The following is a 24960-nucleotide window of genomic DNA, read 5'->3' as shown; positions in this document are numbered from 1 at the left end:
GCGCTAATATTATTGATATGCGAAGTAAACTCACGCGGACCACAGGCGCAAATTAAATCTCGTCTGGCGACCTAAGATTAGTGACTGCAATACGCTCGCCGCGTTTACGCTCGCGCTCTGATTGCATGTTGGCGCGATACACGCCCTGATCACCAACCACCCAAGACAGTGGACGACGCTCTTTACCAATAGATTCTTGCAGCAACATCAGAGCCTGCATATAGGCTTCCGGGCGCGGTGGACAACCTGGGATGTAAACATCGACCGGCAGGAATTTATCCACGCCTTGCACTACAGAATAGATGTCGTACATGCCGCCGGAGTTGGCGCAGGCACCCATTGAGATAACCCATTTTGGCTCAAGCATTTGGTCATAAAGACGCTGAATAACGGGAGCCATTTTGGTAAAGCAGGTTCCTGCAATAACCATCAGGTCAGCCTGACGCGGGGAAGCACGCAGAACTTCGGCACCAAAACGTGCCACGTCATGTACGGCGGTAAACGAGGTCACCATCTCAACGTAGCAGCACGAAAGACCAAAGTTATAAGGCCAAATTGAGTTTTTACGACCCCAGTTCACCATATCGTGCATAGCATGTTCGAGCTTGCCCATGTACACACTACGGTTGATTTCTTGGTCAAGAGGATCGGTTACGATCTCCTGTTTTTGCAGGGGGTAACGGTCGTTCTCACCGTCGGGGTCTATGCGGGTGAGCGTATAGTCCATCTTATTGCCTCATTTTATGCTCGTTATAATTCAATTTTCAGCGGTGTTGGCTGCGTTCATAAACCCCAATCACTTACCTAAGTAAGCTCATGGGATTTACTCGCTTGCCGCCTTGCTGTAATCCGAATTCTTTAGAGCATCTTGCGTATGACGGTTAGTGAGACTGTCGGTTTCCGGGTTGATTTGGGCGCGGCGCGAACGCGCAGGAGTCCAATCAAGCGCGCCAATGCGCACCAGATACACCAGGCCTGCCAGTAGCACTAAAATGAAAATTGCGGCCTCGACGAAGCCTACCCATCCGCTTTCACGGATAGAAACTGACCACGCATAGAGATACAAGGCTTCCACGTCAAAAATAACAAAGAACATGGCAACCAGGTAAAACTTGGCGGAAAGACGTAAGCGCGCTGTACCAACTGAGTCGATACCTGACTCGAAGGGAGTGTTTTTGTGCCGACCCTTAGCTCTCCCGCCAAGGAACCAGGCCCCGAGAAGCATTACGCAACACAGGCCTATGGCAACAATAAGAAAGACTGCGAACGCCCAATGGTGAGCGATAACTTCAGTGGATGTTGACATACTCATTGCTTACTCATCAAAAGTGGCGCCAAAATCTCTGCTCTTGTTGGCAGATGATCACCACATCGATTCATGGGGAGGAACAATAAACCTTACAATAACTGCTGGAATCAAAACTTTACCAGCAAATTGATGGGGTTTTTTACTCCTTTCTATAACCTTTTGTCAACTTTAACAAAAGTATCCACACATTAATTTACATGAGCCCAACTTCATTAACATTTAGTGCGTTAAAAATCAGTAATGCCGAATTATTAACCCTACTTTAATGAAGGTGAATCGTGTCCGTTAACGAGGAAAAAAATATCTACCGTTCTATTTTGGCAGGAAATCTCAACTATTCATCCCCCTAAGAGGGAGTATTTTCTTGATCTGAGACACGCTTCTGTTAATCCATCTCGGAAACTAACAACATTGCGGCGTATTTTTTAACATTTAAACGAGTAATGACTCGAAGGATGTACGTAGAAGGTAGGTATCTAGGGCGCTATGAAGCAGATTGTTTTAAAACATGTTTTTACAATTTAGTAATAAACACAACTTGCAGTGATTAAAAAACAGGCCATTGAGTCAAAAATTGACCTCAACGACCTGTTTTCGAATTTCATATTTTGTTACTAACAAACCGAAGGCATTACTCGAAATCACGCTCCATTAGCACGGTATCACCATCTTCATCTGACGAAGTCATGTAACGGTATGGATTAGGGTTTGATTCCAGAGCACTAAAGATAGCCTGAGCCAAATCATTACTGGTCTGCACATTACGGCACAACAAGTATTGAGTATCTGGCATAACCGGTAAGCCATCAGCATTACCCAGCACACGCAATTCAGGGCTCATCATTTCAACAGGCCGAGCAGTCACACCCAGTCCGGCTTTCACAGCAGCACGCACTGCCGAAAGAGTGGAAGCAACATACGCAATACGCCAGGGAATACGCTCTGCATTCAAATGCTCAAGCATCATATCCCGGTAAGGACTCGGATCGTCGAGCATGACTAAAGGTACGGTTTCACCTTTCTGGAAGACGTAGTCCGATGCGCAATACCATAAAGTTGGCGAGGTACGTAACACGATGGATTCAAAATGCGCGGGTTTTGATGTGGTGACAACCAAATCAACTTCCTGCTGATTAAGCATTTCAACCATAAATGGATTACGTTTAACTCGGACATCCAACGCCAGCTTTGGGTAAACCGAGCTTATTCGGTTAAGCAAGAAAGGCAGAATGGTATCCGCGGTTTCATCAGATGCACCAATCGTGAGCACACCTTGCAAATTACTAAACATCAGTGACGTACATGCTTCATCATTAAAGCGTAGAATTTTTCGCGCATAACCCAGAAGCTGAATTCCATGCTCGGTCAGCAGCTTATTACGACCATGACGGGCAAAGAGCTCTTTTCCTACTAACTGTTCAAGACGCTGCATCTGCTGGCTTACAGCCGATTGCGTACGGCAAACCGCAACTGCCGCCGCAGCAAAAGTATTCAAATCCGCTACGGCAACAAAAGTCCTTAGCAGATCGAGGTCGAGATTTAGTATCGGACGATTTGCGTTAATCATAATTTTTTCACTAGTAGGTTGCTCTTACGAGTCTGCCTTAGTTTTATTGCTGTGATTTATCAAAAAGATAAAGCAATTCCCTTTTACAGAACGTCTCCCGAGGGGCCATACCGTCATCCTGACAGTCGTTCTGACTTTTTATTTTTCATGCATCCCGGTGCATGCAGGCCAATAATGTAGCTCACATATTCCAGGAAATATTATACCGCCATAACCAACATACAAACATTCGTCTTATTGTTCTAGTCACTTAAATTAAAACTGAGTATTTATTGTAAGCCTACTTCAGTACTGAGTTTTATTTATTCAACTTTTTGCGGCTACGAGGGTAAGGAGGATGAAAGTTTTCTCTATGTCATTTTTGCTGCACGGACAATTACCAAAGTACAATGCTTATATACTAACCCACAGTAAAACATAGAGTTTCATTATGTCCAAAAATAGACACTCGTCATTTTCAGTACCATATCTTACCGCAAATCATGCCATTCCATAAGTTTTGTTGCGAATTATCTGATCTCATTCTCCTTTTTCATTTCACTCTTCAATAGGTTATTCATAAAAATCCCTGAAGCTATACGAGGCAAAAGAGAAGTAACTTAACTCTATTCTTAGGTTATATTAATGACACTCAGAGTTATTTTTATATACATATTATTAACTCACATTAGTGAACTTCTTTTAACCTCAAGCATAAACATTCAATTTTCCTTAACTATCACTCAATTTAATTCTCAATTCACTCAGCATTACCCACTACAACACCAGCACTACACCAGTTAATTGGATTGCAAAATTGTTATTTATTTATATTTTCATCTAACATAAATCAAATTATCAATACTTTACTCCAATCATTAGCTATTCAATTGGTTTTTCTGCTTGTGCCTAAATTGAAAGATAAATTGCAGTCTGGCGCTCGGACTGCCTTCAAATCTGGGCGTGGCAGGAGTACATTTGTTGCCTGGTCGCTTCCACGGCAGGAAGTGGCGTTAACATTAAAGGTCAGGTTCATGTCCCCTATCGAAAAATCCAGCAAACTTGATAACGTCTGTTATGACATCCGTGGCCCAGTACTCAAGGAGGCTAAGCGTCTTGAAGAAGAAGGGAATAAAGTCCTCAAGCTGAATATTGGCAACCCCGCGCCATTTGGCTTTGATGCCCCGGATGAAATTCTTGTCGATGTGATTCGTAATCTGCCTACTGCTCAGGGTTACTGCGACTCGAAAGGACTCTATACCGCACGTAAAGCCATCATGCAGCATTATCAAGCTCGTGAAATGCGGGACGTGACAGTTGAAGATATTTACATCGGCAACGGTGTTTCTGAGCTGATTGTTCAATCGATGCAAGCATTGCTGAACAGCGGTGATGAGATGCTGGTACCAGCACCTGATTACCCTTTGTGGACCGCGGCAGTTTCGCTTTCTAGTGGTAAAGCCGTTCACTATTTATGTGATGAGTCGGCAGGCTGGTTCCCAGACCTTGACGATATTCGCGCTAAAATCACACCACGCACTCGCGGCATCGTGATTATTAACCCGAACAACCCAACCGGTGCCGTTTACTCTAAAGAGTTGTTGCTGGAAGTTGTAGAAATTGCGCGTCAGCATAATTTGATTATTTTTGCTGATGAAATCTACGACAAGATTCTGTACGACGCGGCACAACACCATTCAATTGCAGCACTGGCTCCAGACCTGCTAACAGTGACCTTTAATGGGCTGTCCAAAACTTATCGTGTTGCCGGGTTCCGCCAGGGCTGGATGGTTCTGAATGGGCCGAAGAAGCACGCCAAGGGTTATATCGAAGGGCTGGAGATGCTCGCGTCGATGCGTCTGTGCGCGAACGTGCCTGCTCAGCATGCAATTCAGACTGCTTTAGGCGGTTATCAGAGTATCAGCGAATTTATCGCACCCGGCGGGCGTCTGTACGAACAGCGTAACCGTGCGTGGGAGCTGATTAACGATATTCCCGGTGTTTCATGTGTGAAACCTCAGGGCGCGCTCTATATGTTCCCGAAAATTGATGCTAAACGTTTTAACATCCACGATGACCAAAAAATGGTGCTGGATTTCTTATTGCAAGAAAAAGTGCTTTTGGTTCAAGGAACAGCATTTAACTGGCCGTGGCCTGATCACGTACGTATCGTGACTTTACCGCGTGTTGATGAGCTGGAAATGGCCATCAATAAATTTGGTCGTTTCCTCGGCCATTACCACCAATAATTCTCACGGGGGAGATGTTTGCATCTTCCCCCGACTCCCCGCACAATGGTTTTCTTTGCTTACGTACCGAGTGTATCTATGAGCCAAAGCCATTTCTTTGCCCACCTTTCACGCCTGAAATTAATCAATCGTTGGCCGCTGATGCGTAATGTGCGTACCGAAAATGTTTCGGAGCATAGCCTGCAAGTTGCAATGGTCGCTCATGCATTAGCCGTGATTAAGAATCGTAAATTCAACGGCCAAATTAACGCCGAACATGTCGCCCTGCTTGCGATGTATCACGATGTCAGTGAGGTTCTTACGGGGGATTTACCAACGCCGGTGAAGTACTTCAACACGCAAATTGCTCATGAATACAAAGCTATCGAGAAAATAGCCCAACAGAAATTGATCGATATGGTGCCTGAAGAGTTACGTGACATCTGGGCACCACTGATTGATGAGCATCAGAGCAGCGACGAGGAGCGCGCCATCGTCAAGCAAGCCGATGCGTTATGCGCCTATCTAAAATGTCTGGAAGAGCTCTCTGCCGGTAACAATGAATTTTTACTGGCTAAAAGCAGGCTCGAGAAAACGCTGGCTGACCGTCACAGCGAAGAGATGGACTATTTTATGAATGTCTTTGTGCCAAGCTTCCAGCTTTCACTCGATGAGATTAGCCAGGATTCACCGCTTTAACCTATACACAAAATAATTGGAGCTGCTTTGAGGCGGCAAGAGAGCAAAACCCCAGTCACTTATCAAAGTAAGTGACTGGGGTTTGTAAACGCTGCCAACAAAGATGCGGCTTCAAGTATGAAGGGTATTAAAACGGGAATAACATCGGCACCATCACCACACTCACCACCATCACAATCACGGTAAATGGCACGCCCATCTTCACAAAATCGCTGAACTTATAATTTCCCGGCCCCAGAACAAGCGTATTAACCGGCGATGATACTGGTGTCATGAATGCAGCGGATGCGGCTAGTGCAACGATCATCGCAAATGGATAAGGGGAAACACCCATCGATTTTGCCGCGGCTAACGCAATAGGCGCCATTAACACCGCAGTCGCCGTATTTGAAATAAACAAGCCAATCGCGGCGCACATCACAAACAGGCAAATCAGCATCATGTGCGGACCGTAGCCGCCACCCAGGCTCATTAACCCATTAACAATCAAATCCACCCCGCCCGTTTTTTGCAGTGCAAGGGCGAAAGGCATCATGCCGACAATCAAAATAATACTCGGCCAGTGCACTGCTTTATACGCACTTTCCATATCAATACAGCGGAACTTGCCCATCAGCAAACAGGCAATAATAGCCGCGATGGTGTTAGGAATTTCATCGGTCAGCATCAGTGCAACCATCAACGCCAGGCAGAAAATAGCGTGCGGAGCCTGGCTATGCGCAGGCGAGGCTTCGCCCTCTTCCACGGGTAAGTTAAGCACCAGGAAATCGCGGCCTTTGAGTTGCAACTGGCTGATCAGTTTCCAGTCCCCCACCACCAGCAAGATATCGCCAAGTTGCAAGGCTTCATCCACCAGCAAGCCTTCCATCGCTTCGCCATTACGGCGTAACCCGACGACATTCAGGCCGTAGCGCGTACGGAAGCCGATTTCGCGCAGCGTTTGTCCGATTAGCTCAGACTCAGGGATCAGCGAGACTTCGGCCATCCCCACATCCAGCGCCTGGTCTGAAAAATACTCACCGCGCAAAACCATCGGCTCAAGCATCTGCTCGCTACAAAACTCGCGTAAATCAACTTCAGAAGCTGACATATCAATCAACAGCACGTCACGAGCGCGAAATTCAGTGACGCCAGTGACATTGACGATAACCCGGCGGAATTTGCGCCAGCGCTCAAGTCCAATGACGTTTGCGCCATAACGCTCTCGCAGTTTTAAATCATCAAGACGGCGCCCAACCATCGGTGAACCTGGGCGAATTGCGAGACGACGCGCACGGCCAGTCAGCCGGTAATCTTTAATTAGATCGCGAAACGTACGGCGGCGCCAGTCTTGCTTGCCATCGTCTTTGTTCTGCCCTTTTAGTGCAAAACGCGCAATCAGCATATAGCCGATACCCAGCAATAAGATGACCAGGCCAATAGGCGTAACGCTAAAGAAATGGAAGCCCTGCAACCCTTCACGCAGCAATTCGCTATTTACGACCAGATTGGGTGGTGTTGCGACTAGCGTCATCATGCCGCTAATTAACCCGGCAAAACTGAGAGGCATCATTAAACGCGATGGCGAGGTTTTCATGCGCATTGAAACACTAAGTACCACGGGGATAAATATTGCGACCACACCCGTTGAACTCATAAATGCGCCAAGCCCCGCAACGGTGAGCATCAGCAAAACCAGCATTTTTGTTTCGCTGCTACCCGCAACATCCACCAGCCACGAACCCATTTTTGTGGCTACACCCGTGCGTACAAGGCCATCGCCAATAATAAAGAGTGCGGCAATAAGAATAACGTTGGGATCGCTAAAACCTGAGAAGGCTTCGTTGAGAGTAAGTGTGCCACTGAGGACAAACGCAATAATGACAAGTAAAGCGATCGCATCCATACGCACTTTTCCAATGGCGAATAACACCACCGCAATTGCTAATAGTGATAAGACCCAAATCAATTCTGAGTTCAAAACAAATCCTTTGTGGTTGTCTCAGGGGGAAAAATTTTGCCATAAAAAAGCCCCGCAATCGCGGGGCTAAATCATGTGTTTAGTGTTTTCTAAGCACTTCGACTGTGCCATCTGGCAGCTTCTGAACCAGAAGCTCAGTCAACGAATGCAGAGCATAGTCGACATGCTCAAGCCGTGGTGTATCGGCCGGTGCATTGACTGCGATAACATGGCAACCTGCAGCCAGACCAGAAAGTACACCAGCTGGCGCATCTTCTACGACAGCGCATTCTTCAGGCTCTAAACCTAATAATTGCGCACCGAGTAAGTAGGCATCCGGTTCAGGTTTGCCTCGGGCGACACGTTCAGCCGTAACAAGCACTTCAGGCTCTGGCAATCCGCCTGCAGCACGACGAGCTGAAGCCACAGGTAATGAACCAGAGGTCACGATAGCCCATGGAATGCCCGCTTCGTTCAGATGAGTCAACAGCTCAACAGCCCCTGGCAATGCCACAATACCGTCGGTATCTTCAGACTCGATTTTCTCAAGACGGAAAAACTCCTGCTGGATCTCTTCTTCAGATGCTCCCGCCATAAAATGACGCAGCGAAGTTATCGCCTGCTTACCATGAATGAAGCCTAATACTTCTTGCGGCGAAATATCGAAACGCTTAGCCCAGTTAATCCATGCACGCTCAACCGCTGGCAGGGAGTCAACCAGAGTCCCATCCAAATCAAACAAGAAACCTTTGCACTTCACGACGCGTCTCCCCTCAGGCATTAATAATCTGCGCGATCTCATTCACACTTAAATGATACTGACGTGGGCAGGACTGCCACACTTTCAACATACGCTGATATTTTTCCCACATTGGAGTCTGCGCGTTAAAGCCATGAGTACCCGCGTCAAAATGCGCGTAACGGCCTTCAATATTGACCATAAATCGAACATATCCCAGGAACCGAGCTTCAGTTGCCGCATCGAAGCCGAGGAATGTGACACGGCGTTCGTCAATTTCCTGGTTATCCTTCAGGTTCGTCCAGGAGACGTGCAGCGCGTGGTACATCTCCATAATGTCGATGACAGTGCGGCAAGTTTCTTCCGTCAACTCACCAAACTCACGATCCAGCTCGCGCATTTGCAGGCCGTAACCGCGCTCAATGATCGTTTGCAGGCGACGATAACGCTCGGCGTTGTCTGGGTCGAGCATGGTCATCATTTTGTACTGATTAGATAAAATCAGACGCTGGGCGTTAGTCATTTCCATTTCTTAGCTCCTGTTGCGCAGAATCACTCCTGCGAAAAAATATCCTTCTATATATGCGTAACGGCAGGGATTTTACAAATCATCAAGAAAAGTTTTATCCAACTGCTTAAACGCACGTTTCAGTACTTCAGCGAGCGCCTGGTAATCTGGCTTGCCTTCAATCGGTGTTAGCGCCTGCCCTGCTTCCTGTAATTTGCCGCGCACTTCGTAGAACCAGCTCAAAATGGTCGGCGGCAGTGGCGTAACTGAGCGCTTACCTAGCCACCATAAACCCTGCATTGGTAAGCTACAGGCGAATAACGCGGTTGCGACTGCGGGGCCAAGTTGGCCGCCAAGGGCAATCTGCCAGGTAAGCGTAAACACAGCAAGTGGGGGCATAAAGCGGATGGCAAAACGTGTGGCGCGGATAACACGATTTTCTACAAAGACTGGCGCGAGCCGTTTATCGACAGGCCAGGTCTTAGAATAGTGTTGCCCACGGCTGAACATGCTAAACCAGCTGGCGTGGCTTTTTAGGGGTGTCGACATGGCTTTACCTCAACTTCACATATAAAAAATAAAATTTTTGTGCAAAACAACAACTCTAAATTACATGGTTCAAAATCTTTTGTCTTTAGCTGCTGCAATCGGGTATCCTGTGCCGGCCTTGATGGCCGTAGAAGGGAAACCGCAGGTTGTCAATTTTTTGCTCAGTCAGCCGTTGCCGAAAAATCGCGCAACATGGCGTAAACTCTAGAGTATTTATTCGTCATGCCAAAAAAACGCTTCTGGCATGACGTTAATCATAAATGTCAGGCTCATCATGCGCTACGCTGAGAGACTAACTGACGTTTTTTTAGCCACATATTAATAGTAGGTACTTCCATGTCGAGTAAGTTAGTACTGGTTCTGAACTGCGGTAGCTCTTCACTGAAATTTGCAATCATTGATGCAGTAAACGGTGACGAGTACCTTTCTGGTTTAGCCGAATGTTTCCATCTTCCTGAAGCACGTATCAAGTGGAAAATGGATGGCGGTAAACAAGAAGCGGCTTTGGGTGCAGGCGCCGCTCACAGCGAAGCTCTTAACTTTATGGTTAATACCATTCTGGCACAAAAACCTGAATTGTCCGAGCAGCTGACTGCTATCGGCCACCGTGTTGTTCACGGCGGCGAGAAGTACACCAGCTCCGTCGTTATCGACGAGACCGTGATTCAGGGTATCAAAGATACTGCTTCTTTTGCACCACTGCATAACCCGGCACACCTGATCGGTATTGCTGAAGCACTGAAATCTTTCCCTAAACTGGCTGATAAAAACGTTGCTGTGTTTGACACCGCGTTCCATCAGACCATGCCAGAAGAATCTTACCTCTATGCTCTGCCGTACAACCTGTACAGAGAGCATGGCGTTCGTCGTTACGGCGCACACGGCACTAGCCACTTCTATGTGACTCAAGAAGCCGCTAAAATGCTGAACAAGCCAGTGGAAGAAGTGAACCTGATCACTTGCCACCTGGGCAACGGCGGTTCTGTTTCTGCTATCCGTAACGGCAAGTGTGTTGACACCTCTATGGGTCTGACCCCACTGGAAGGTCTGGTAATGGGCACCCGTTCTGGTGACATCGATCCAGCTATCATCTTCCACCTGCACGACTCCCTGGGCATGAGCGTTGATGATATCAACAAAATGCTGACTAAAGAGTCTGGCCTGTTGGGTCTGACTGAAGTCACCAGCGACTGCCGTTATGTTGAAGACAACTACACCACTAAAGAAGATGCTAAACGTGCAATGGACGTGTTCTGCCATCGTCTGGCGAAATACATCGGTTCTTACACTGCACTGATGGAAGGTCGTCTGGACGGCGTTGTGTTCACTGGTGGTATCGGTGAAAACGCTGCCATGGTACGTGAACTGTCTCTGGGCAAACTGGGTGTTCTGGGCTTTGAAGTTGACCACGAACGCAACCTGGCTGCTCGTTTCGGCAAATCAGGCTACATCAACAAAGAGGGTACCGTTCCTGCGATGGTCATTCCGACCAACGAAGAACTGGTTATCGCTCAGGATGCATCTCGCCTGACCGCTTGATTCTCCTTACCGCCAGCCTTCGCTGGCGGTGTTGTTTTCTGAGCCCTGAAAAGGGCTATACCCAAAATAATTCGAGTTGCTGCAATCCTCTGCGACCCGAACTATGCCGGGTATATACAAAGAGGTTATACCGTGTCCCGTACTATTATGTTGATCCCTACCGGAACTAGCGTCGGCCTGACCAGCGTCAGCCTTGGTGTTATCCGTGCTATGGAACAAAAAGGCGTTCGCCTTAGCGTTTTCAAACCTATCGCCCAACCGCGTACCGGTGACGATACTCCAGATCAAACCACCAGCATTGTGCGTGCTAACTCCAACATCCCAACGGCTGAGCCGCTGCACATGAATCACGTTGAGTCGCTGCTGTCGAGCAACCAACAAGACGTGCTGATGGAAGAGATCATTGCCAACTTCCACGCCAGCAGCAAAGACGCTGAAGTGGTTCTGGTTGAAGGTCTGGTTCCTACTCGTAAACATCAGTTTGCGCAGTCTCTGAACTACGAAATCGCAAAAACGCTGAACGCTGAAATCGTCTTCGTTATGTCGCTGGGCAACAACTCCCCAGAGCAGATGAAAGAGCGTATCGAGCTGGCACGTAGCAGCTTCGGCGGCAGCAAAAATACCAACATCACTGGCGTTATCATTAACAAATTGAATGCCCCAGTTGATGAACAGGGTCGTACCCGTCCTGATCTGTCCGAAATTTTTGATGACTCCACTAAAGCGAGCATCGCGAATATCGATCCTAAAGCTCTGTTTGCCGACAGCCCGCTGCCAGTTCTGGGCTGTGTGCCATGGAGCTTTGATCTGATTGCTACTCGTGCAATTGATATGGCGCGTCACCTGAACGCAACCATCATCAACGAAGGCGACATCAAAACTCGTCGCGTGAAGTCTGTGACCTTCTGTGCGCGTAGCATTCCGCACATGCTGGAACACTTCCGTCCAGGTTCTTTGCTGGTGACTTCAGCAGACCGTCCAGACGTGCTGGTTGCAGCGTGCCTGGCTGCAATGAACGGTGTGGACATCGGTGCAGTTCTGCTGACCGGCGGTTACGAAATGGACCCACGAGTGACCAAACTGTGTGAGCGTGCATTCGCAACTGGCCTGCCGCTGTTCATGGTTGACACTAACACCTGGCAGACTTCCCTGAGCCTGCAAAGCTTCAACCTGGAAGTCCCAACTGACGACCATCAGCGTATCGAGAAAGTGCAGGAATATGTGGCAAGCCACATTGATGCAAACTGGATCGAATCCCTGACGGCAACTTCTGAGCGTAGCCGTCGTCTGTCTCCTCCAGCGTTCCGTTACCAGCTGACTGAGCTGGCGCGTAAAGCCGGCAAACGTGTTGTTCTGCCAGAAGGCGAAGAGCCACGTACCGTGAAAGCGGCATCTATCTGTGCTGAACGTGGTATCGCAACTTGCGTACTGTTGGGTAACCCGGATGAAATCACCCGTGTTGCTGCTGCACAAGGTGTTGAACTGAGTGCTGGTATCGAAATCGTGGATCCGGAAGTGGTTCGCGAGAGCTACGTTGCACGTCTGGTTGAGCTGCGTAAGAGCAAAGGCATGACCGAAGCCGTTGCGCGTGAGCAACTGGAAGACAACGTTGTGCTGGGTACTTTGATGCTCGAGCAAGACGAAGTTGACGGTCTGGTTTCCGGTGCTGTTCACACTACAGCGAACACCATTCGTCCACCGTTGCAGCTGATCAAAACTGCACCAGGCAGCTCTTTGGTTTCTTCTGTGTTCTTCATGCTGCTGCCAGAACAGGTTTACGTTTACGGCGACTGCGCGATCAACCCGGACCCAACTGCTGAGCAACTGGCAGAAATCGCTATTCAGTCTGCGGATTCCGCTGCTGCATTCGGTATCGATCCACGCGTTGCAATGCTGTCCTACTCCACCGGCACTTCTGGTGCAGGTAGCGACGTTGAGAAAGTACGTGAAGCTACACGTATTGCTCAAGAAAAACGTCCTGACCTGGTCATCGATGGTCCGTTGCAGTACGACGCCGCAGTTATGGCTGACGTTGCTAAATCCAAAGCGCCAAACTCACCGGTTGCGGGTCGCGCTACCGTGTTCATCTTCCCAGACCTGAACACCGGTAACACCACCTATAAAGCGGTACAGCGCTCAGCAGACCTGATCTCCATCGGGCCAATGCTGCAAGGTATGCGTAAACCAGTCAACGACCTGTCTCGTGGCGCACTGGTAGACGATATCGTTTACACCATCGCTCTGACTGCGATTCAGTCTTCTCAACAAGACTAAGTTCTTCTGAGAAGCAACAAGGCCGCATTTATATGCGGCCTTTTTTATTATCTTTCACCCCTCCCGATCCAGCTTATCGTCGTACCCTCCCCACTCTTCTATTCTGCTGTTAATCACAAAAATCACATCGCTTTTCTGAGTTATCTTGACAACCTAAATGAGTAGTGGCAATTCTGCTTCACCGATTGAGCAAATGTAAATCAGATGATAAATAAAAGTTTAATTTCTGGTTTCACGGTAGCAAGATGGGGATGTTCAGCATAATTCTTGAGTGAAACAGTGATAAAGGAAATTTACCTTATATTGCAATAAGTTAAAACATACCCTTCGCCTCAGCGATGCCGTACAGAGGCGATTATCGTGTTCGGATCAGCGAGGAGCAGAAAGATGCAATATCGTACAATGTTCAAAGCAACACTTATGGCCATATTAGGTTTTACTGGTGCAGTTCACGCTCAGCAAGCGGCAACCGTCGCCTTTTTAATGCCTGACCAGGCCTCGACCCGTTACGAACAACATGATTTCCCCGGCTTTAAAACCGAGCTAAATAAGATTTGCCAGCAGTGCAAAGTTATCTACCAAAACGCCAACGCCAATGCCTCGTTGCAACAACAGCAATTCAACTCAGCGATTGCCCAGGGCGCGAAAGTCATTGTGCTTGATCCTGTTGATTCATCCGCCGCCGCGGGCCTGGTAGAAATTGCGCACTCCCAAGGCGTCAAAGTGATTGCCTACGATCGCCCTATCCCCGCAAAACCTGCCGATTTTTATATTTCGTTTGATAACGAAGGAATCGGATATGCCATTTCCAAATCGCTGGTTGAGCACATGAAAACATCCGGCGTTCCCGCAGGCGCAGGCGTGCTTGAAATCAACGGTTCGCCGACGGATGCCGCGGCGGGTCTGATTCGCGATGGTATTCATCGTGGGCTTAAAGACTCGGGCTATAAAACACTGGCAGAATTTGACACGCCAGAGTGGGCTCCGCCAAAAGCGCAGGAGTGGACCGCAGGCCAAATCACGCGTTTTAGTGACCAGATTAAAGGCGTTGTGGCGGCAAACGACGGCACTGGCGGCGGTGCCATTGCCGCATTCAAAGCGGGTGGCGTGCAGCCGATTCCACCGGTTACCGGTAATGATGCGACCATTGCCGCACTACAGTTAATTATCGCAGGCGATCAATACAACACTATTTCTAAACCATCGGAAATTGTCGCCGCGGCTGCCGCCAATGTTGCCGTGCAATTAATTAACGGGCAGACACCGAAAGCGACTTCGACTCTCTATAACACGCCTTCGCAGCTATTTGTCCCGGCAGTTATTACGTCCAAAAATATCAAAGCAGAAATTTTTGATAAGAAAATCCAGACCCCGGAACAGGTTTGTACGGGTGAATATCAAGAGGCCTGTAAGAAATTAGGTATTACTCACTAAGTCACGACTCATGCGTCCGTAAATCTTCTTACGGACGCACTGACGATATTAAGGTTCTGGCTATGTTAATTGAAAATGACCTCGCGCCTCGCACTGATAAGCCGCTGCTTAAATTAAGTAAAATCTCTAAAAACTTTGGTGCAGTTTCTGCGCTAACCGATATTGATCTTGATGTTTACGCCGGGGAAGTCGTCGCCCTGGTGGGTGATAACGGCGCGGGAAAATCAACGCTAGTAAAAATATTAGCGGGGGTTCATCAACCCACTTCCGGCACGGTTGAATTCGAGGGGGAATTAATCTCTCTCGATACGCCAGGAAAGGCGCTGGAATATGGTATTTCAACCGTCTTTCAGGATTTGGCGTTATGTGAAAATTTAGATGTGGTGGCGAATTTGTTTCTCGGGCACGAATTATCGGCCTGGCAGCTTGATGAAGTGACGATGGAAGTCCGCGCCTGGACGCTTTTAAAAGAGCTGGCTGCGCGCATTCCTTCGGTACGCGAGCCGGTCGCTTCGTTGTCCGGCGGCCAGCGCCAAACTGTGGCGATTGCCCGTTCGCTTCTGCTTAACCCGAAAATCATCATGCTGGATGAACCAACTGCGGCACTTGGCGTGGCGCAAACAGCCGAAGTACTTAACCTGATTGAACGCGTTCGCGAGCGCGGTCTGGGGGTCATTATCATCAGTCATAATATGGAAGATGTGCGGGCCGTCGCAGACAGAATTGTCGTATTACGTCTGGGCCGCAATAAAGGCATTTTCACACCCGAATCTACCAATCAGGAATTAGTGGCGGCCATTACCGGAGCGACAGAAAATTCCGTCTCACGTCGGGTGGAAAGAAAAACAACCGAACATACGTTGGGGGCGAATTAAGCGATGACGACCAATAAACCACTGCTTCCCGAAACCCGGTTAGATCGCAGCGATGAGCGCGTCGACCATCAGGATAATATCTTTGGCTTGCTGCGCGCTTATATTACCCGGATTAAAACGGGCGATTTAGGGATGATTCCCGTGGTGCTAGGGCTGATTATAATTTCGATTGTTTTCACCCTTCTCAACCCGATTTATATGGCCCCGAATAATCTCGTTAATATGTTATTTGACTGTGCGACCGTCGGGTTTATTTCGCTGGGGATTGTTTGTGTATTGCTGTTAGGTGAGATCGATCTCTCGGTCGGTTCGATGAGCGGCCTGGCGTCGGCAATTATTGGCGTGCTGTGGGTGAATCAGGGTTGGTCCGTAGTTGGCGCTATCGCCGTTGCACTCGCGGTTGGCGCAGTGGTTGGCCTGATTTATGCCGAGCTTTACAGCCGTTTAGGGATGCCGAGTTTTGTGGCGACGTTGGCCGGGCTTCTGGCGCTGCTCGGGATGCAACTTTATATTCTCGGGCCATCAGGCAGTATCAACCTCCCCTATGTTTCGCCGCTGGTGCGTTTCGGCCAGGTCTTAGTTATGCCCGGCTGGATGGCGCATATTTTTGCGCTGTTACCCGGTATCGTGATGCTCGCCCAGGGTTTTCGCACCCGCACACGCCGTGCCGCAGCAAATTTGTCTTGCGAACCGCTCAGCTCTTTGTGGGCTCGCAGTCTGTTTATGACCGCTGTTTTTGAATTTATGGTGTTTTATCTCAACATCGGTCGCGGTGTGCCATGGGTTTTCGGCTTGTTTATCCTCGTGGTCGTCGTGCTTAACTACGCGCTCAAAAGAACAAAATGGGGCCGGTCGATGTTTGCCGTGGGTGGCAACCGTGAAGCCGCTCGCCGTTCAGGTATTAACGTGCGCGGTATTTATATTAGTGCATTTATGATTTGCTCTGTGCTGGCAACCACCGGCGGCATTCTTGCCGCATCACGCCTGGCGTCCGCCAGCCAACAAGCCGGTACCGGAGATGTCAATTTAAACGCCATTGCGGCGGCGGTTATTGGCGGTACGAGTCTGTTTGGCGGCCGAGGAAGCGCCTATTCCGCCCTGCTGGGTATTATTGTTATTCAGTGTATTTCTAACGGGCTGACGCTACTTAATTTGCCTTCGTCGCTGCGATATATGATTACAGGCGGCGTACTTGCGATTGCCGTCATCGTCGACTCCGTGGCCAGACGTTCACGCGTAACCCATGGGCGCGCCTGACAGACGTTAGATTAAGAAAGTGAAAGGAAGCGCAGAAACCAGGATGTCAGACCGTTCACTCCCCTGGATGATTTCTGCGCTTCCGTATTAGTCAGCAACTGGCTCTTAGCGCCGGTTCGCTGTGAAGATTTAGAGCATGACTAAGTTCAGTTAGCGTTGAGTAATGCCCGGCTGCCGAAGCAAATTTTGGTTCATGGCAATCAGGGGCAACAACAAAGGTTTTAATCTCAGCCCGCCGGGCGGCGGTAAAGCCATTAAGGCTGTCTTCAATGACCCGACATTGAGCGGCTTGCAAGCCCAGTTTTCGCATTACGGTCAGGTAAACGTCGGGATGCGGTTTACCAAAGCTCTCTTCATCCGCGCTACAAATCACGCCAAACCATTGCCAGAGATCTAATTTATCAAATACAGCCTCGATAACTTCCGGGCTGGATGACGTTGCCAGCGCAAGGCGATAACCCTTGTGATGGAAACATTCTAACGCCTGATATAACCCATTCATTGCCATCCCTTTTTCCCGAATAGCATTACAGACTCGCGCAATGATTTGTTTCTCAAGCCATTGTGGTTCAACCGTCAGAAAATGCTTTTCACACCAGATGCGCGCAATTTCATCAATGCGCTTTCCTTTGGTGAGTTCTTCGCATTCTGCGGCGGTTATAGCAACGCCCTGGGCTGCCAGCATTTCGATTTGCGCATCCTGCCAAAAACCTTCGGAATCAATAATGACGCCATCCATATCAAAAATAATCGCTTGCAAGCTCATTGCCGTTCCATTTGGATTAGGCTGGCGCAGCACGCCAGCCGTAATGTATTAAGATGCCCTTACCGTTACGTCATCAGCGACGCGAACAGCGCTTTCAAAGCCTGGCTGTTCGACACGGATAAAGTGGCAAAGGAAGAAGGCGATAATATAAAGCGTGGTATAGGCAATAACGACACCGATAGTGCTGAAGTAAGGCAGAAGCACCACCGCGATGGCCGGAGCCAGGAAGTTAGACAAGCCAGCAGAGAGGTTGTAGACCGAAATCGCTGCCCCTTTGTGGCGAGGCTCCAGCGCCGGGAATACCGCAGCCATTGGCACAAATGCGGCCACAAAAATACCTAAAGCAATTGCCGGGATCAGCGCCATACCGAAGTTATGGCCAAAGTATTGCGGTACGTAGTAAAACGCCAGGCTTGATGCCGCCATACCCAGACATCCAAACCAACGCACCACGCGCATCCAACCTAGCTTTTCCGCGACGATACCCCAGAAAATATTGGAGAAAATGGTGGTAAAGAAAAACGCCGCCCATATCTGTAACCATTCAGATGTCGTAAAGCCCAGCTCGTCCACAAACATCAGCGGCATAATCACGGCAAAACCGAATAAAGAAAGAGTGTTGATGATACGAACCATGCTCGAATACATAATGCTGCGGTTGGTATAGAGCAAAGTGATTGCACGACCTAGCTCATTGAACTTCTCTTTGGTGGTCAGGTTATGCATGTGCGTTGGGGTCTGTACCTTACGCAGCGAAATCATCGCTATCAACCCGCCAGCCAGGCAGAAGAACAGCGCCATCCATAACGTCCCTAACTCCCCAACAAGTGGAATAGTAAAACTTGGAATATAGCTACCCGCTACACCGATGCCGATGGAATATACTGCCCAGTACCAGCCAAGTGCTGAACTGGCATTTTCACTCTTAACGTTATGAATAATCACCACAATGAAAGAGTAAAGGAACAGTGGGTAAGCAAACCCACGGATTCCGTAAAACAGCAGGATCAGCGGATAGTTTGCGTGCCCCAGACCAAAAACCAGGAAAAGGACATGGAATACGCACCACAGCACAAAACCGATAAACATGGTTTTCTGCGGTGTAATAATTTCAGCAACTACGCCAGATACCCACGCAGACAGTGCTGCGGCAAGGCCATAAAGCGTAAAGGCAAAAGAGGCTTGAGCGGGAGAGAATCCCAACTCTTTGATGTAGTGGGATAAGAATGCCAGCTCAAAACCGTCTCCGGTCATAAACACAGCAATAGCGATGTAACCCCACAGCAGGTGTAGCGGTAACCCAAACCACTGTTTATTAGTAATAGACATAGTGACCTCATTTTTGTGTACAGGGTATCCCCCGGCCTTCGCCGGGGTGTTTTTTTATTATAAAAATCAGTGAGTTCTAAAATGCAGATCGTTCAGATATAGAGACTTAAATTGTGTGTATCTTTTCATCAAACTCGTGTGTTGCTCAGGGCGAGCAATCCATGTCTGGTAGATTTCTGGTTTCTTGCAAACCGTTTCCAAATCTTTACCTGTAGCCAGGCATGCCAGCCGGGCAGCACCGAGTGCACCACCCGTTTCCCCTCCCTTATGTGTCACGACGGGCATATTGAGGACATCCGCCAGTAACTGTGCCCAAAGCGGGCTACGCGCACCGCCACCTACTAAAGAACATTGGTCGATATGGGTGCCACTTTCCTGCAACACACGCAGACCATCGGCGAGACCAAAACTGACACCTTCCAGCACGGCATAGCCCATAGTGGCGCGATTGCTGGCATGGGTCAGACCGTGGAACATTCCTCTTGCATTCGGGTCGTTATGGGGCGTTCGTTCGCCAGACAGATAAGGTAAAAACATCGGCGCGTTAGCTTTTTCGCTGTCGCTTAATTGCGCCACTTCTTCCAGTAATGCCAATTCAGTTACGCCCACCAGTCGGCAGAACCATTGCAGGCAACTTGCAGCACTGAGCATCACGCTCATCTGGTGCCAGCGTTCAGGCAAAACGTGGCAAAATGCGTGTACGGCAGAAGCTGGTGCCGGGCGATAAGCCTCATTCACCACAAATAAAACCCCGGAAGTACCGAGAGAAATAAACGCATCACCTGGGCTTACAGCCCCTACGCCAATAGCACTGACTGCGTTATCACCCCCACCACCGGCTACGACTACCGACGGGTTTAATCCCCAGCGTTTCGCTATTTCTGGAGCAAGCGTTGCGGATACTTCGCAGCCTTCAACCAGCGCAGGCATGTTGCGTCTTGAAAGCCCGCATTTTTCCAGCAGGGCGTCGGACCAGTCGCGTTTCGCCACATCAAGCCAGAGCGTGCCTGCGGAGTCAGACATGTCAGAGATTTTTTTATCTGTCATGCGAAAGCGCAGGTAATCTTTCGGCAGTAGAACCGTGTCGATACGTTTGAAATTCTCAGGTTCATGGCGGCGAACCCACAACAGTTTCGGTGCGGTGAAACCAGGCATGGCGAGGTTCCCGGCGATCGAATGTAGTTCTGGAGCGATCTCTTCCAGCTCAGCACATTCAAGTGCGCTGCGGGTGTCGTTCCATAAAATCGCCGGACGGATGACCACGCCCGCAGCGTCGAGCAACACTGCGCCGTGCATTTGCCCAGAAAGACCGACCGCTTTGATCGCAGACCAATGCTTTTCACATTTGTCTTTAAGCGTGGTCATCAAATAATCGGTGGCATCCCACCATGCCTGAGGGCTTTGTTCTGACCAGTGTGGATGAGGCCGCTGAATGGTCAGCGGCACGCTGTGGCTAGTGACTATCTCGCCATCTTCATTGATAACCAGCGCCTTAACTTCAGAAGTTCCAAGATCGATGCCTAAATACATGGTTCACCTCTTAGCGAATCAGTGTGTAAACAGCCTGAATTTTTTCACGCAGCAGCGCGGCGAAATCATCACGAGTCGCTAATTCCCCAAACAGGGCTTTGTCGCTGGCAAAAAGCGCAATCGGGTCTTCGGCGTTAAACATGGCATGAACCGCGTCGGCATCCAGAATGCCGTCCTGGTATTCATAAGGCAGTTGGCCTTTGTGCCACTGTTCCATATAGACAAAGAACAGCGCAGGCAACATTGCCGTGGCATGCGGGACGGCACCGCGCTGGTAGCATTCAAGCATCGTTGGGGTAATCATCGCCGGGATTTTGGAGAAACCATCGGCGGCGACGCGCTGGTTGGTATCTTCGATATACGGGTTGGTGAAGCGCTTGAGCACCACGTCACGGTATGTCGGTAAATCGATGCCGTTATTCCCAAGGCTTGGGATCACATCTTCGGTGACATAGCGGTCAGCAATAGCGTAGATAGCGTCGGTCAGGGTGCTTTCATGGATAAACTGTTTACCCATCAGTGTTCCGGCCCAGGCAATGCAGCTGTGGGAGGCGTTAAGAATGCGGATTTTTGCCTCTTCGTAAGGAATAACCGATTCGACCATCTCCACGCCGACCGCTTCCAGATCGGGGCGCACATCGCGGAAATTGTCTTCGACGACCCACTGAATAAAGGTTTCACCCATCACCGGAGCTTTGTCGTCAGTACCGGTTTTCTCTTTAATACGCGCCGGCAAATCTGCCGCCGGGCGTGGAGTGATACGGTCCACCATGGTATTCGGGCAAGTAGCATTGGCCTTCAGCCATTCAATTACCGCCTGCTTTCCGGTCAGAGTCAGGAACTCAACAAGACCATCATGGAAGCGTTCGCCGTTGTGACGCACGTTATCGCAGTTGAGCAGCGTTAACGGTCCGGCATTGTTGGCCATGCGTTGCTCAAGAATGCGGGTAATCACGCCGTAAATCGTTTTATTACCACCCTGCAAATCACAGGCTAAATCTGCGTTATTCACTTCTAATTGATGAGTGGTATTCAGGTAGTAACCCCCTTCCGTGACGGTAAAGGCGATCACTTTCGTTTCAGGCTTCGCGCCCTCTGTAATCAGCGGTTGTAAATCAGCCTGCCATGGCAACAACTTCTGAATAGATGTTATTTCTTCGTATACACGCTCACCTTCTGGGCTGACGGTTTCTAACACGTAGCGGCCCTTTTGCGCGGTGAGTGCGGCAACCACATGTTCTGCATCATTACGGATGTTACCTGCGGCGATATGCCAGCGAGCATCACCCTGCGCAATCAAGCGGTGTAAGTACCAGGCCTGATGAGCGCGGTGAAAAGATCCCAGACCAATGTGTAACCATGTATTTTGCGTAGCCATAACGTTGCTCTCCATTTCAGTTTGTGGTGAAGAATGTAATGGAACAATTAACCAAATTAAGAGCTTTACGTCACAAAAGAGCAAATGACCGTAAAAATTACAAATGACCACAAACAAATAAAATAGAGTTGCCTGCATCGCCTGCACACGCCAAAATGCAGGGATTCGCTGGGGGTATTAAACATCTCCGTAAAAACTTAAGGTGCTGAATAAATTGATAACTGAAGAAGATATACGGTTGGATCAGAAAGTTCGCGCCGCGTGGATGTACTACATTGCCGGGCAAAACCAGAGCGAGATAGCCACCCAACTTGGTACTTCACGCCCGGTCGTTCAGCGCCTGCTAGCGGCTGCAAAAGAAGAAGGCATCGTTTCTATTGGGTTGAATCACCCTGTCGCCAGTTGCCTGAATTACGCCCAGATGCTGAAAGAAAAATACGGCCTGATTGAATGCAATGTGGTACCCGCCTTTACCAGCGATATGACGCTCGACAGCGTTTCCTTCGGCTGTTATCAGCTGATGGAGAAATACCTGCGCAGCGATAACGAAAAAGTTATCGGCATCGGCTCAGGGCTTACGTTGAAAAAGACCATCAAGCGGATTGATTTCGACAGCCCGAACACGCGCTGCGTGGCGTTAATCAGCGCCATGGATGCAGACGGGAAATGTAACTATTACGACGATGTGCCTTTGCTATTGGCAAGTAAAATCCAGGCCAATTATTACCAATGGCCCGCGCCACGCTACGCACAAACGTCCCTTGAGCACCAGATGTGGTGTTCGAATCGCCTATTTAATAATGTTTCAAATGTCGCCCTGCAAGCGGACGTTATTTTTGTCGGCATCGGCGCGCTCAACCAGGAAAGCCCGATTTTCAAAGATGGGTTTATTACTTTTGAGCAGCTCGAAATGCTGACGCGGCAAGGTGCTATCGGCGAAGTTTTGGGGCGTTTTATTGATGAGAACGGCGATGTTGTCGAGAGCGATATAAACAATCTCATCACCAGCTATGATATTCGTCGCAGCGATTGCCCGCGCATTGCAGCGGCCTGTGGTGAAGATAAGCGCCCGGCGATTTTTTCAGCGCTCAAGGGCAAATGGATTAACGGCCTGGTCACCGATGAACACACTGCCCGCTGGCTGCTGACCCGCTAATTAGGCGGTTACAATGGTGTTCCGCAACTAAGCGTGGGCGGAATTTCGATACATTGAATCTTCGTGTCGCCCGAATCAATGATTGAAAAAGCCGCTTCCAGCATGGCCGGAACATCCTGCCTGATCATATCAATATCATGCCCAAGCAGCGGCACAAACGGGTCCCAGTCAAAACATCCCATCGGCGGCTGTCTCTCGCCTGTTTGTCCTCGCGCAGACAGCCACTGGACGACACCTTCCAGTGAAATGGTGGAGTTAACGAACAAACCGTAGAGGCCATCTTCTGGCGGCGTAAATTCCGCAAGCGTCTCCTGAACATGTTTTGGCGAATAACCATCGATATAAATGTTCTTCGCTGACACCACCAGCCCCGCTTCCTGATGGGCATCTCTAAACCCACGCAGGCGTTCACGTGTGTTGTGATCGTTGCGCCGCCCACCAACAAACGTCAGCGAAATTTTTTGCCCAAGGCGTTTTTCCGCATTGAGCAAAATACGCTCGGTAAGTAGCTTTGCGCCGCCATAGTTATCAGAAATAACCGACGGAGCCAGCGTGCCAGGTAAGTCGAGGTTTAAGGTATGGACGCCTGCCTGAGAGCATAGCTCGGAGATTTCATCAGGCCGGGTCGCCCCGGTGGCAATCACCCATTCCACCTGCCACGAAAGCATGGTGCGCACGGCGTCAATTTCCAGTTCTGGGTTACGACGGGTGCAGGTAATGATCGGGAAAAGACCGCGTTCACGGGCCATCTCTTCAAATTTTTCAACGATTGAACCGAAATAACGGTTGTCGTATTTCGGCACAATCATGCCAATAACCCGCGATTTTTCTTTGCGCAGCAAACTGGCCTGCCGGTTCACGGCGTAGCCCTGCTCCTGCGCGACTTGAGTGACCTTTTCCGCCAGTTTTGCGCTGATCCGGCGCTTCTTCCAGTTGCCGTTCAGAATTGCGCTTACCGCACTCGCTGAAACGCCTGTCAGTTCCGCCAAATCGTAAATGGTAATTTTCTTCGTTTTCCTGGCGCGTATCACAAATTTTTCTCTCCGTTTTTAATCATGCTTGCTGCAAATTTCATCTGGTGCTAAATCTGCTCTATCGATTGAGCAAAAATGATTACATCCCAAAATTCTGACCCACTGAAAAGGATTATAAAATGAAAAACGCCGTACCCTCTATGAATAGCTCTCTTGACGGAAAAGTTGCTGCGATTACCGGTGCCGCTTCTGGTATTGGTCTTGAGTGTGCCAGAACTTTACTGGCTGCTGGCGCGAAAGTTGTGCTGATTGACCGCGACGGCGAAAAGCTGCAAAAACTGACCGCTGAAATGGGTGAAAATGCCTTTCCGCTGGTGGTCGATTTAATGCAACCACAGCAGGTCGACAATATTCTCGACGGCATTTTGAAACTCGCCGGGCGCCTGGATATCTTCCATGCCAACGCCGGGGCATATATTGGCGGCCCAATAGCTGAGGGCGATCCGGATGTCTGGGATCGCGTCCTCAATCTCAATATTAATGCCGCATTCCGCAGTGTTCGCGCAGTTCTGCCTCATCTTATCGCACAGAAATCGGGTGATATCATCTTCACCAGTTCGATTGCAGGCGTGGTGCCTGTGATTTGGGAGCCGATTTATACCGCCTCAAAATTTGCCGTGCAGGCATTTGTTCACTCAACGCGTCGCCAGGTTGCGCAATATGGTGTGCGTGTGGGCGCAGTGTTGCCAGGCCCGGTGGTTACCGCTCTGCTCGATGACTGGCCGAAAGAAAAAATGGAAGAAGCGCTGGCAAACGGTAGCCTGATGCAGCCGATTGAAGTCGCTGAGTCCGTGCTGTTTATGGTCACCCGCAATAAAAATGTGACCGTCCGTGATTTGGTCATTCTGCCAAACAGCGTGGATTTGTAATC

21 protein-coding genes are annotated in these 24960 nt (G+C 49.3%); 9 read left to right on the top strand and 12 right to left on the bottom strand.

Annotation, left to right across the window (positions count from 1 at the left end; all coding sequences use genetic code 11):
* Positions 1-52 precede the first annotated feature (52 nt).
* The 3 genes from EDF88_RS13525 to lrhA all read right to left on the bottom strand — a co-directional run bounded on the left by EDF88_RS13525 (position 53) and on the right by lrhA (position 2876).
* A complete protein-coding gene (locus tag EDF88_RS13525) occupies positions 53-727 on the bottom strand; it encodes an NADH-quinone oxidoreductase subunit B (RefSeq protein ID WP_064512680.1) in 675 nt (224 codons plus the stop codon).
* 96 nt (positions 728-823) lie between these two features.
* The gene (gene nuoA / locus EDF88_RS13520; RefSeq protein ID WP_064512682.1) at positions 824-1312 is read right to left on the bottom strand and encodes an NADH-quinone oxidoreductase subunit NuoA; all 489 of its coding nucleotides are present in this window, start codon (positions 1310-1312) and stop codon (positions 824-826) included.
* Between the two features lie 628 nt (positions 1313-1940).
* A complete protein-coding gene (gene lrhA, locus EDF88_RS13515) occupies positions 1941-2876 on the bottom strand; it encodes a transcriptional regulator LrhA (RefSeq protein WP_064512684.1) in 936 nt (311 codons plus the stop codon).
* Between the two features lie 1013 nt (positions 2877-3889).
* Between lrhA and alaA the strand changes: the two genes are divergently transcribed.
* The gene (gene alaA, locus EDF88_RS13510) at positions 3890-5104 is read left to right on the top strand and encodes an alanine transaminase AlaA (protein WP_134185157.1); all 1215 of its coding nucleotides are present in this window, start codon (positions 3890-3892) and stop codon (positions 5102-5104) included.
* 78 nt (positions 5105-5182) lie between these two features.
* Positions 5183-5782 carry a 5'-deoxynucleotidase gene (gene yfbR, locus EDF88_RS13505; protein ID WP_064512688.1) on the top strand — a complete coding sequence of 200 codons (600 nt, stop codon included), beginning with the start codon at positions 5183-5185 and terminating at the stop codon, positions 5780-5782.
* Positions 5783-5909: 127 nt separating this feature from the next.
* On the opposite strand, the gene EDF88_RS13500 is transcribed toward yfbR, so the two are convergent.
* The 4 genes from EDF88_RS13500 to yfbV all read right to left on the bottom strand — a co-directional run bounded on the left by EDF88_RS13500 (position 5910) and on the right by yfbV (position 9517).
* A complete protein-coding gene (locus EDF88_RS13500) occupies positions 5910-7742 on the bottom strand; it encodes an SLC13 family permease (RefSeq protein WP_134185155.1) in 1833 nt (610 codons plus the stop codon).
* Positions 7743-7821: 79 nt separating this feature from the next.
* Positions 7822-8502 carry a sugar phosphatase gene (locus tag EDF88_RS13495; protein ID WP_134185153.1) on the bottom strand — a complete coding sequence of 227 codons (681 nt, stop codon included), beginning with the start codon at positions 8500-8502 and terminating at the stop codon, positions 7822-7824.
* On the bottom strand, positions 8495-8989 hold the full coding sequence (locus EDF88_RS13490; RefSeq protein WP_034458818.1) for a YfbU family protein: 495 nt from the start codon (positions 8987-8989) through the stop codon (positions 8495-8497). The genes EDF88_RS13495 and EDF88_RS13490 overlap by 8 nt, the downstream gene beginning before the upstream one ends.
* A 72-nt stretch (positions 8990-9061) precedes the next feature.
* On the bottom strand, positions 9062-9517 hold the full coding sequence (gene yfbV / locus EDF88_RS13485; RefSeq protein WP_134185150.1) for a terminus macrodomain insulation protein YfbV: 456 nt from the start codon (positions 9515-9517) through the stop codon (positions 9062-9064).
* Between the two features lie 336 nt (positions 9518-9853).
* Here yfbV and ackA point away from each other — a divergent pair, with 336 nt between their 5' ends.
* The 5 genes from ackA (at position 9854) to EDF88_RS13460 (ending at position 16896) form a co-directional block, all read left to right on the top strand.
* Complete coding sequence (gene ackA / locus EDF88_RS13480) at positions 9854-11056, top strand: acetate kinase (RefSeq protein ID WP_064512697.1); 1203 nt, start codon at positions 9854-9856, stop codon at positions 11054-11056.
* A 132-nt stretch (positions 11057-11188) separates the two neighbouring features.
* Entirely contained in the window at positions 11189-13330 is a 2142-nt protein-coding gene (pta, locus tag EDF88_RS13475; protein WP_064512699.1) for a phosphate acetyltransferase, read from the top strand.
* 387 nt (positions 13331-13717) lie between these two features.
* Positions 13718-14764, top strand: a complete 1047-nt coding sequence (locus tag EDF88_RS13470) for a sugar ABC transporter substrate-binding protein (protein ID WP_134185148.1) — start codon at positions 13718-13720, stop codon at positions 14762-14764.
* A 62-nt stretch (positions 14765-14826) separates the two neighbouring features.
* Positions 14827-15639 (top strand): ATP-binding cassette domain-containing protein, encoded by an 813-nt coding sequence (locus tag EDF88_RS13465; RefSeq protein WP_064512704.1) that lies wholly within the window; start codon positions 14827-14829, stop codon positions 15637-15639.
* A 3-nt stretch (positions 15640-15642) separates the two neighbouring features.
* Positions 15643-16896 carry an ABC transporter permease gene (locus tag EDF88_RS13460; RefSeq protein WP_064512706.1) on the top strand — a complete coding sequence of 418 codons (1254 nt, stop codon included), beginning with the start codon at positions 15643-15645 and terminating at the stop codon, positions 16894-16896.
* A 91-nt stretch (positions 16897-16987) separates the two neighbouring features.
* Here EDF88_RS13460 and EDF88_RS13455 read toward each other — a convergent pair whose 3' ends face one another.
* The 4 genes from EDF88_RS13455 to dalD all read right to left on the bottom strand — a co-directional run bounded on the left by EDF88_RS13455 (position 16988) and on the right by dalD (position 21899).
* On the bottom strand, positions 16988-17662 hold the full coding sequence (locus tag EDF88_RS13455; RefSeq protein ID WP_134185145.1) for an HAD-IA family hydrolase: 675 nt from the start codon (positions 17660-17662) through the stop codon (positions 16988-16990).
* A gap of 48 nt (positions 17663-17710) precedes the next feature.
* Positions 17711-18991, bottom strand: coding sequence for an RbtT/DalT/CsbX family MFS transporter (locus EDF88_RS13450; RefSeq protein WP_064512710.1), 1281 nt, complete (start codon positions 18989-18991; stop codon positions 17711-17713).
* A 66-nt stretch (positions 18992-19057) separates the two neighbouring features.
* Positions 19058-20521, bottom strand: coding sequence for a xylulokinase (gene xylB / locus EDF88_RS13445; RefSeq protein ID WP_064559923.1), 1464 nt, complete (start codon positions 20519-20521; stop codon positions 19058-19060).
* 10 nt (positions 20522-20531) lie between these two features.
* Positions 20532-21899, bottom strand: a complete 1368-nt coding sequence (gene dalD, locus EDF88_RS13440; RefSeq protein ID WP_064512715.1) for a D-arabinitol 4-dehydrogenase — start codon at positions 21897-21899, stop codon at positions 20532-20534.
* A 214-nt stretch (positions 21900-22113) separates the two neighbouring features.
* On the opposite strand from dalD, the gene EDF88_RS13435 reads away from it, so the two are divergent.
* Positions 22114-23055: a sugar-binding transcriptional regulator gene (locus EDF88_RS13435; protein WP_134185143.1), complete on the top strand. Its 942-nt coding sequence runs from the start codon at positions 22114-22116 to the stop codon at positions 23053-23055.
* An 8-nt stretch (positions 23056-23063) separates the two neighbouring features.
* Here the strand turns inward: EDF88_RS13435 and EDF88_RS13430 are convergent, their stop codons facing one another.
* The gene (locus EDF88_RS13430; RefSeq protein WP_064512717.1) at positions 23064-24086 is read right to left on the bottom strand and encodes a LacI family DNA-binding transcriptional regulator; all 1023 of its coding nucleotides are present in this window, start codon (positions 24084-24086) and stop codon (positions 23064-23066) included.
* 122 nt (positions 24087-24208) lie between these two features.
* Here EDF88_RS13430 and EDF88_RS13425 point away from each other — a divergent pair, with 122 nt between their 5' ends.
* Complete coding sequence (locus EDF88_RS13425) at positions 24209-24958, top strand: SDR family oxidoreductase (protein WP_166671975.1); 750 nt, start codon at positions 24209-24211, stop codon at positions 24956-24958.
* The last annotated feature ends 2 nt before the right edge of the window (positions 24959-24960 follow it).

Origin of the sequence: Buttiauxella sp. BIGb0552 (genome assembly GCF_004366275.1) — a bacterium.
In the GTDB taxonomy this organism is placed as follows: domain Bacteria; phylum Pseudomonadota; class Gammaproteobacteria; order Enterobacterales; family Enterobacteriaceae; genus Buttiauxella; species Buttiauxella gaviniae.
The sequence above is the reverse complement of the archived record's forward strand: the minus strand, read 5'-3'. Positions and strand labels throughout refer to the sequence as shown.

What these genes read in the sequence shown, in the direction of transcription:
- EDF88_RS13525 (WP_064512680.1), bottom strand. Translation starts at nt 727, where the DNA reads ATGGACTATACGCTCACCCGCATAGACCCCGACGGTGAGAACGACCGT.
- nuoA (WP_064512682.1), bottom strand. Translation starts at nt 1,312, where the DNA reads ATGAGTATGTCAACATCCACTGAAGTTATCGCTCACCATTGGGCGTTC.
- lrhA (WP_064512684.1), bottom strand. Translation starts at nt 2,876, where the DNA reads ATGATTAACGCAAATCGTCCGATACTAAATCTCGACCTCGATCTGCTA.
- alaA (WP_134185157.1), top strand. Translation starts at nt 3,890, where the DNA reads ATGTCCCCTATCGAAAAATCCAGCAAACTTGATAACGTCTGTTATGAC.
- yfbR (WP_064512688.1), top strand. Translation starts at nt 5,183, where the DNA reads ATGAGCCAAAGCCATTTCTTTGCCCACCTTTCACGCCTGAAATTAATC.
- EDF88_RS13495 (WP_134185153.1), bottom strand. Translation starts at nt 8,502, where the DNA reads ATGCCTGAGGGGAGACGCGTCGTGAAGTGCAAAGGTTTCTTGTTTGAT.
- EDF88_RS13490 (WP_034458818.1), bottom strand. Translation starts at nt 8,989, where the DNA reads ATGGAAATGACTAACGCCCAGCGTCTGATTTTATCTAATCAGTACAAA.
- yfbV (WP_134185150.1), bottom strand. Translation starts at nt 9,517, where the DNA reads ATGTCGACACCCCTAAAAAGCCACGCCAGCTGGTTTAGCATGTTCAGC.
- ackA (WP_064512697.1), top strand. Translation starts at nt 9,854, where the DNA reads ATGTCGAGTAAGTTAGTACTGGTTCTGAACTGCGGTAGCTCTTCACTG.
- EDF88_RS13470 (WP_134185148.1), top strand. Translation starts at nt 13,718, where the DNA reads ATGCAATATCGTACAATGTTCAAAGCAACACTTATGGCCATATTAGGT.
- EDF88_RS13465 (WP_064512704.1), top strand. Translation starts at nt 14,827, where the DNA reads ATGTTAATTGAAAATGACCTCGCGCCTCGCACTGATAAGCCGCTGCTT.
- EDF88_RS13460 (WP_064512706.1), top strand. Translation starts at nt 15,643, where the DNA reads ATGACGACCAATAAACCACTGCTTCCCGAAACCCGGTTAGATCGCAGC.
- EDF88_RS13455 (WP_134185145.1), bottom strand. Translation starts at nt 17,662, where the DNA reads ATGAGCTTGCAAGCGATTATTTTTGATATGGATGGCGTCATTATTGAT.
- EDF88_RS13450 (WP_064512710.1), bottom strand. Translation starts at nt 18,991, where the DNA reads ATGTCTATTACTAATAAACAGTGGTTTGGGTTACCGCTACACCTGCTG.
- xylB (WP_064559923.1), bottom strand. Translation starts at nt 20,521, where the DNA reads ATGTATTTAGGCATCGATCTTGGAACTTCTGAAGTTAAGGCGCTGGTT.
- dalD (WP_064512715.1), bottom strand. Translation starts at nt 21,899, where the DNA reads ATGGCTACGCAAAATACATGGTTACACATTGGTCTGGGATCTTTTCAC.
- EDF88_RS13425 (WP_166671975.1), top strand. Translation starts at nt 24,209, where the DNA reads ATGAAAAACGCCGTACCCTCTATGAATAGCTCTCTTGACGGAAAAGTT.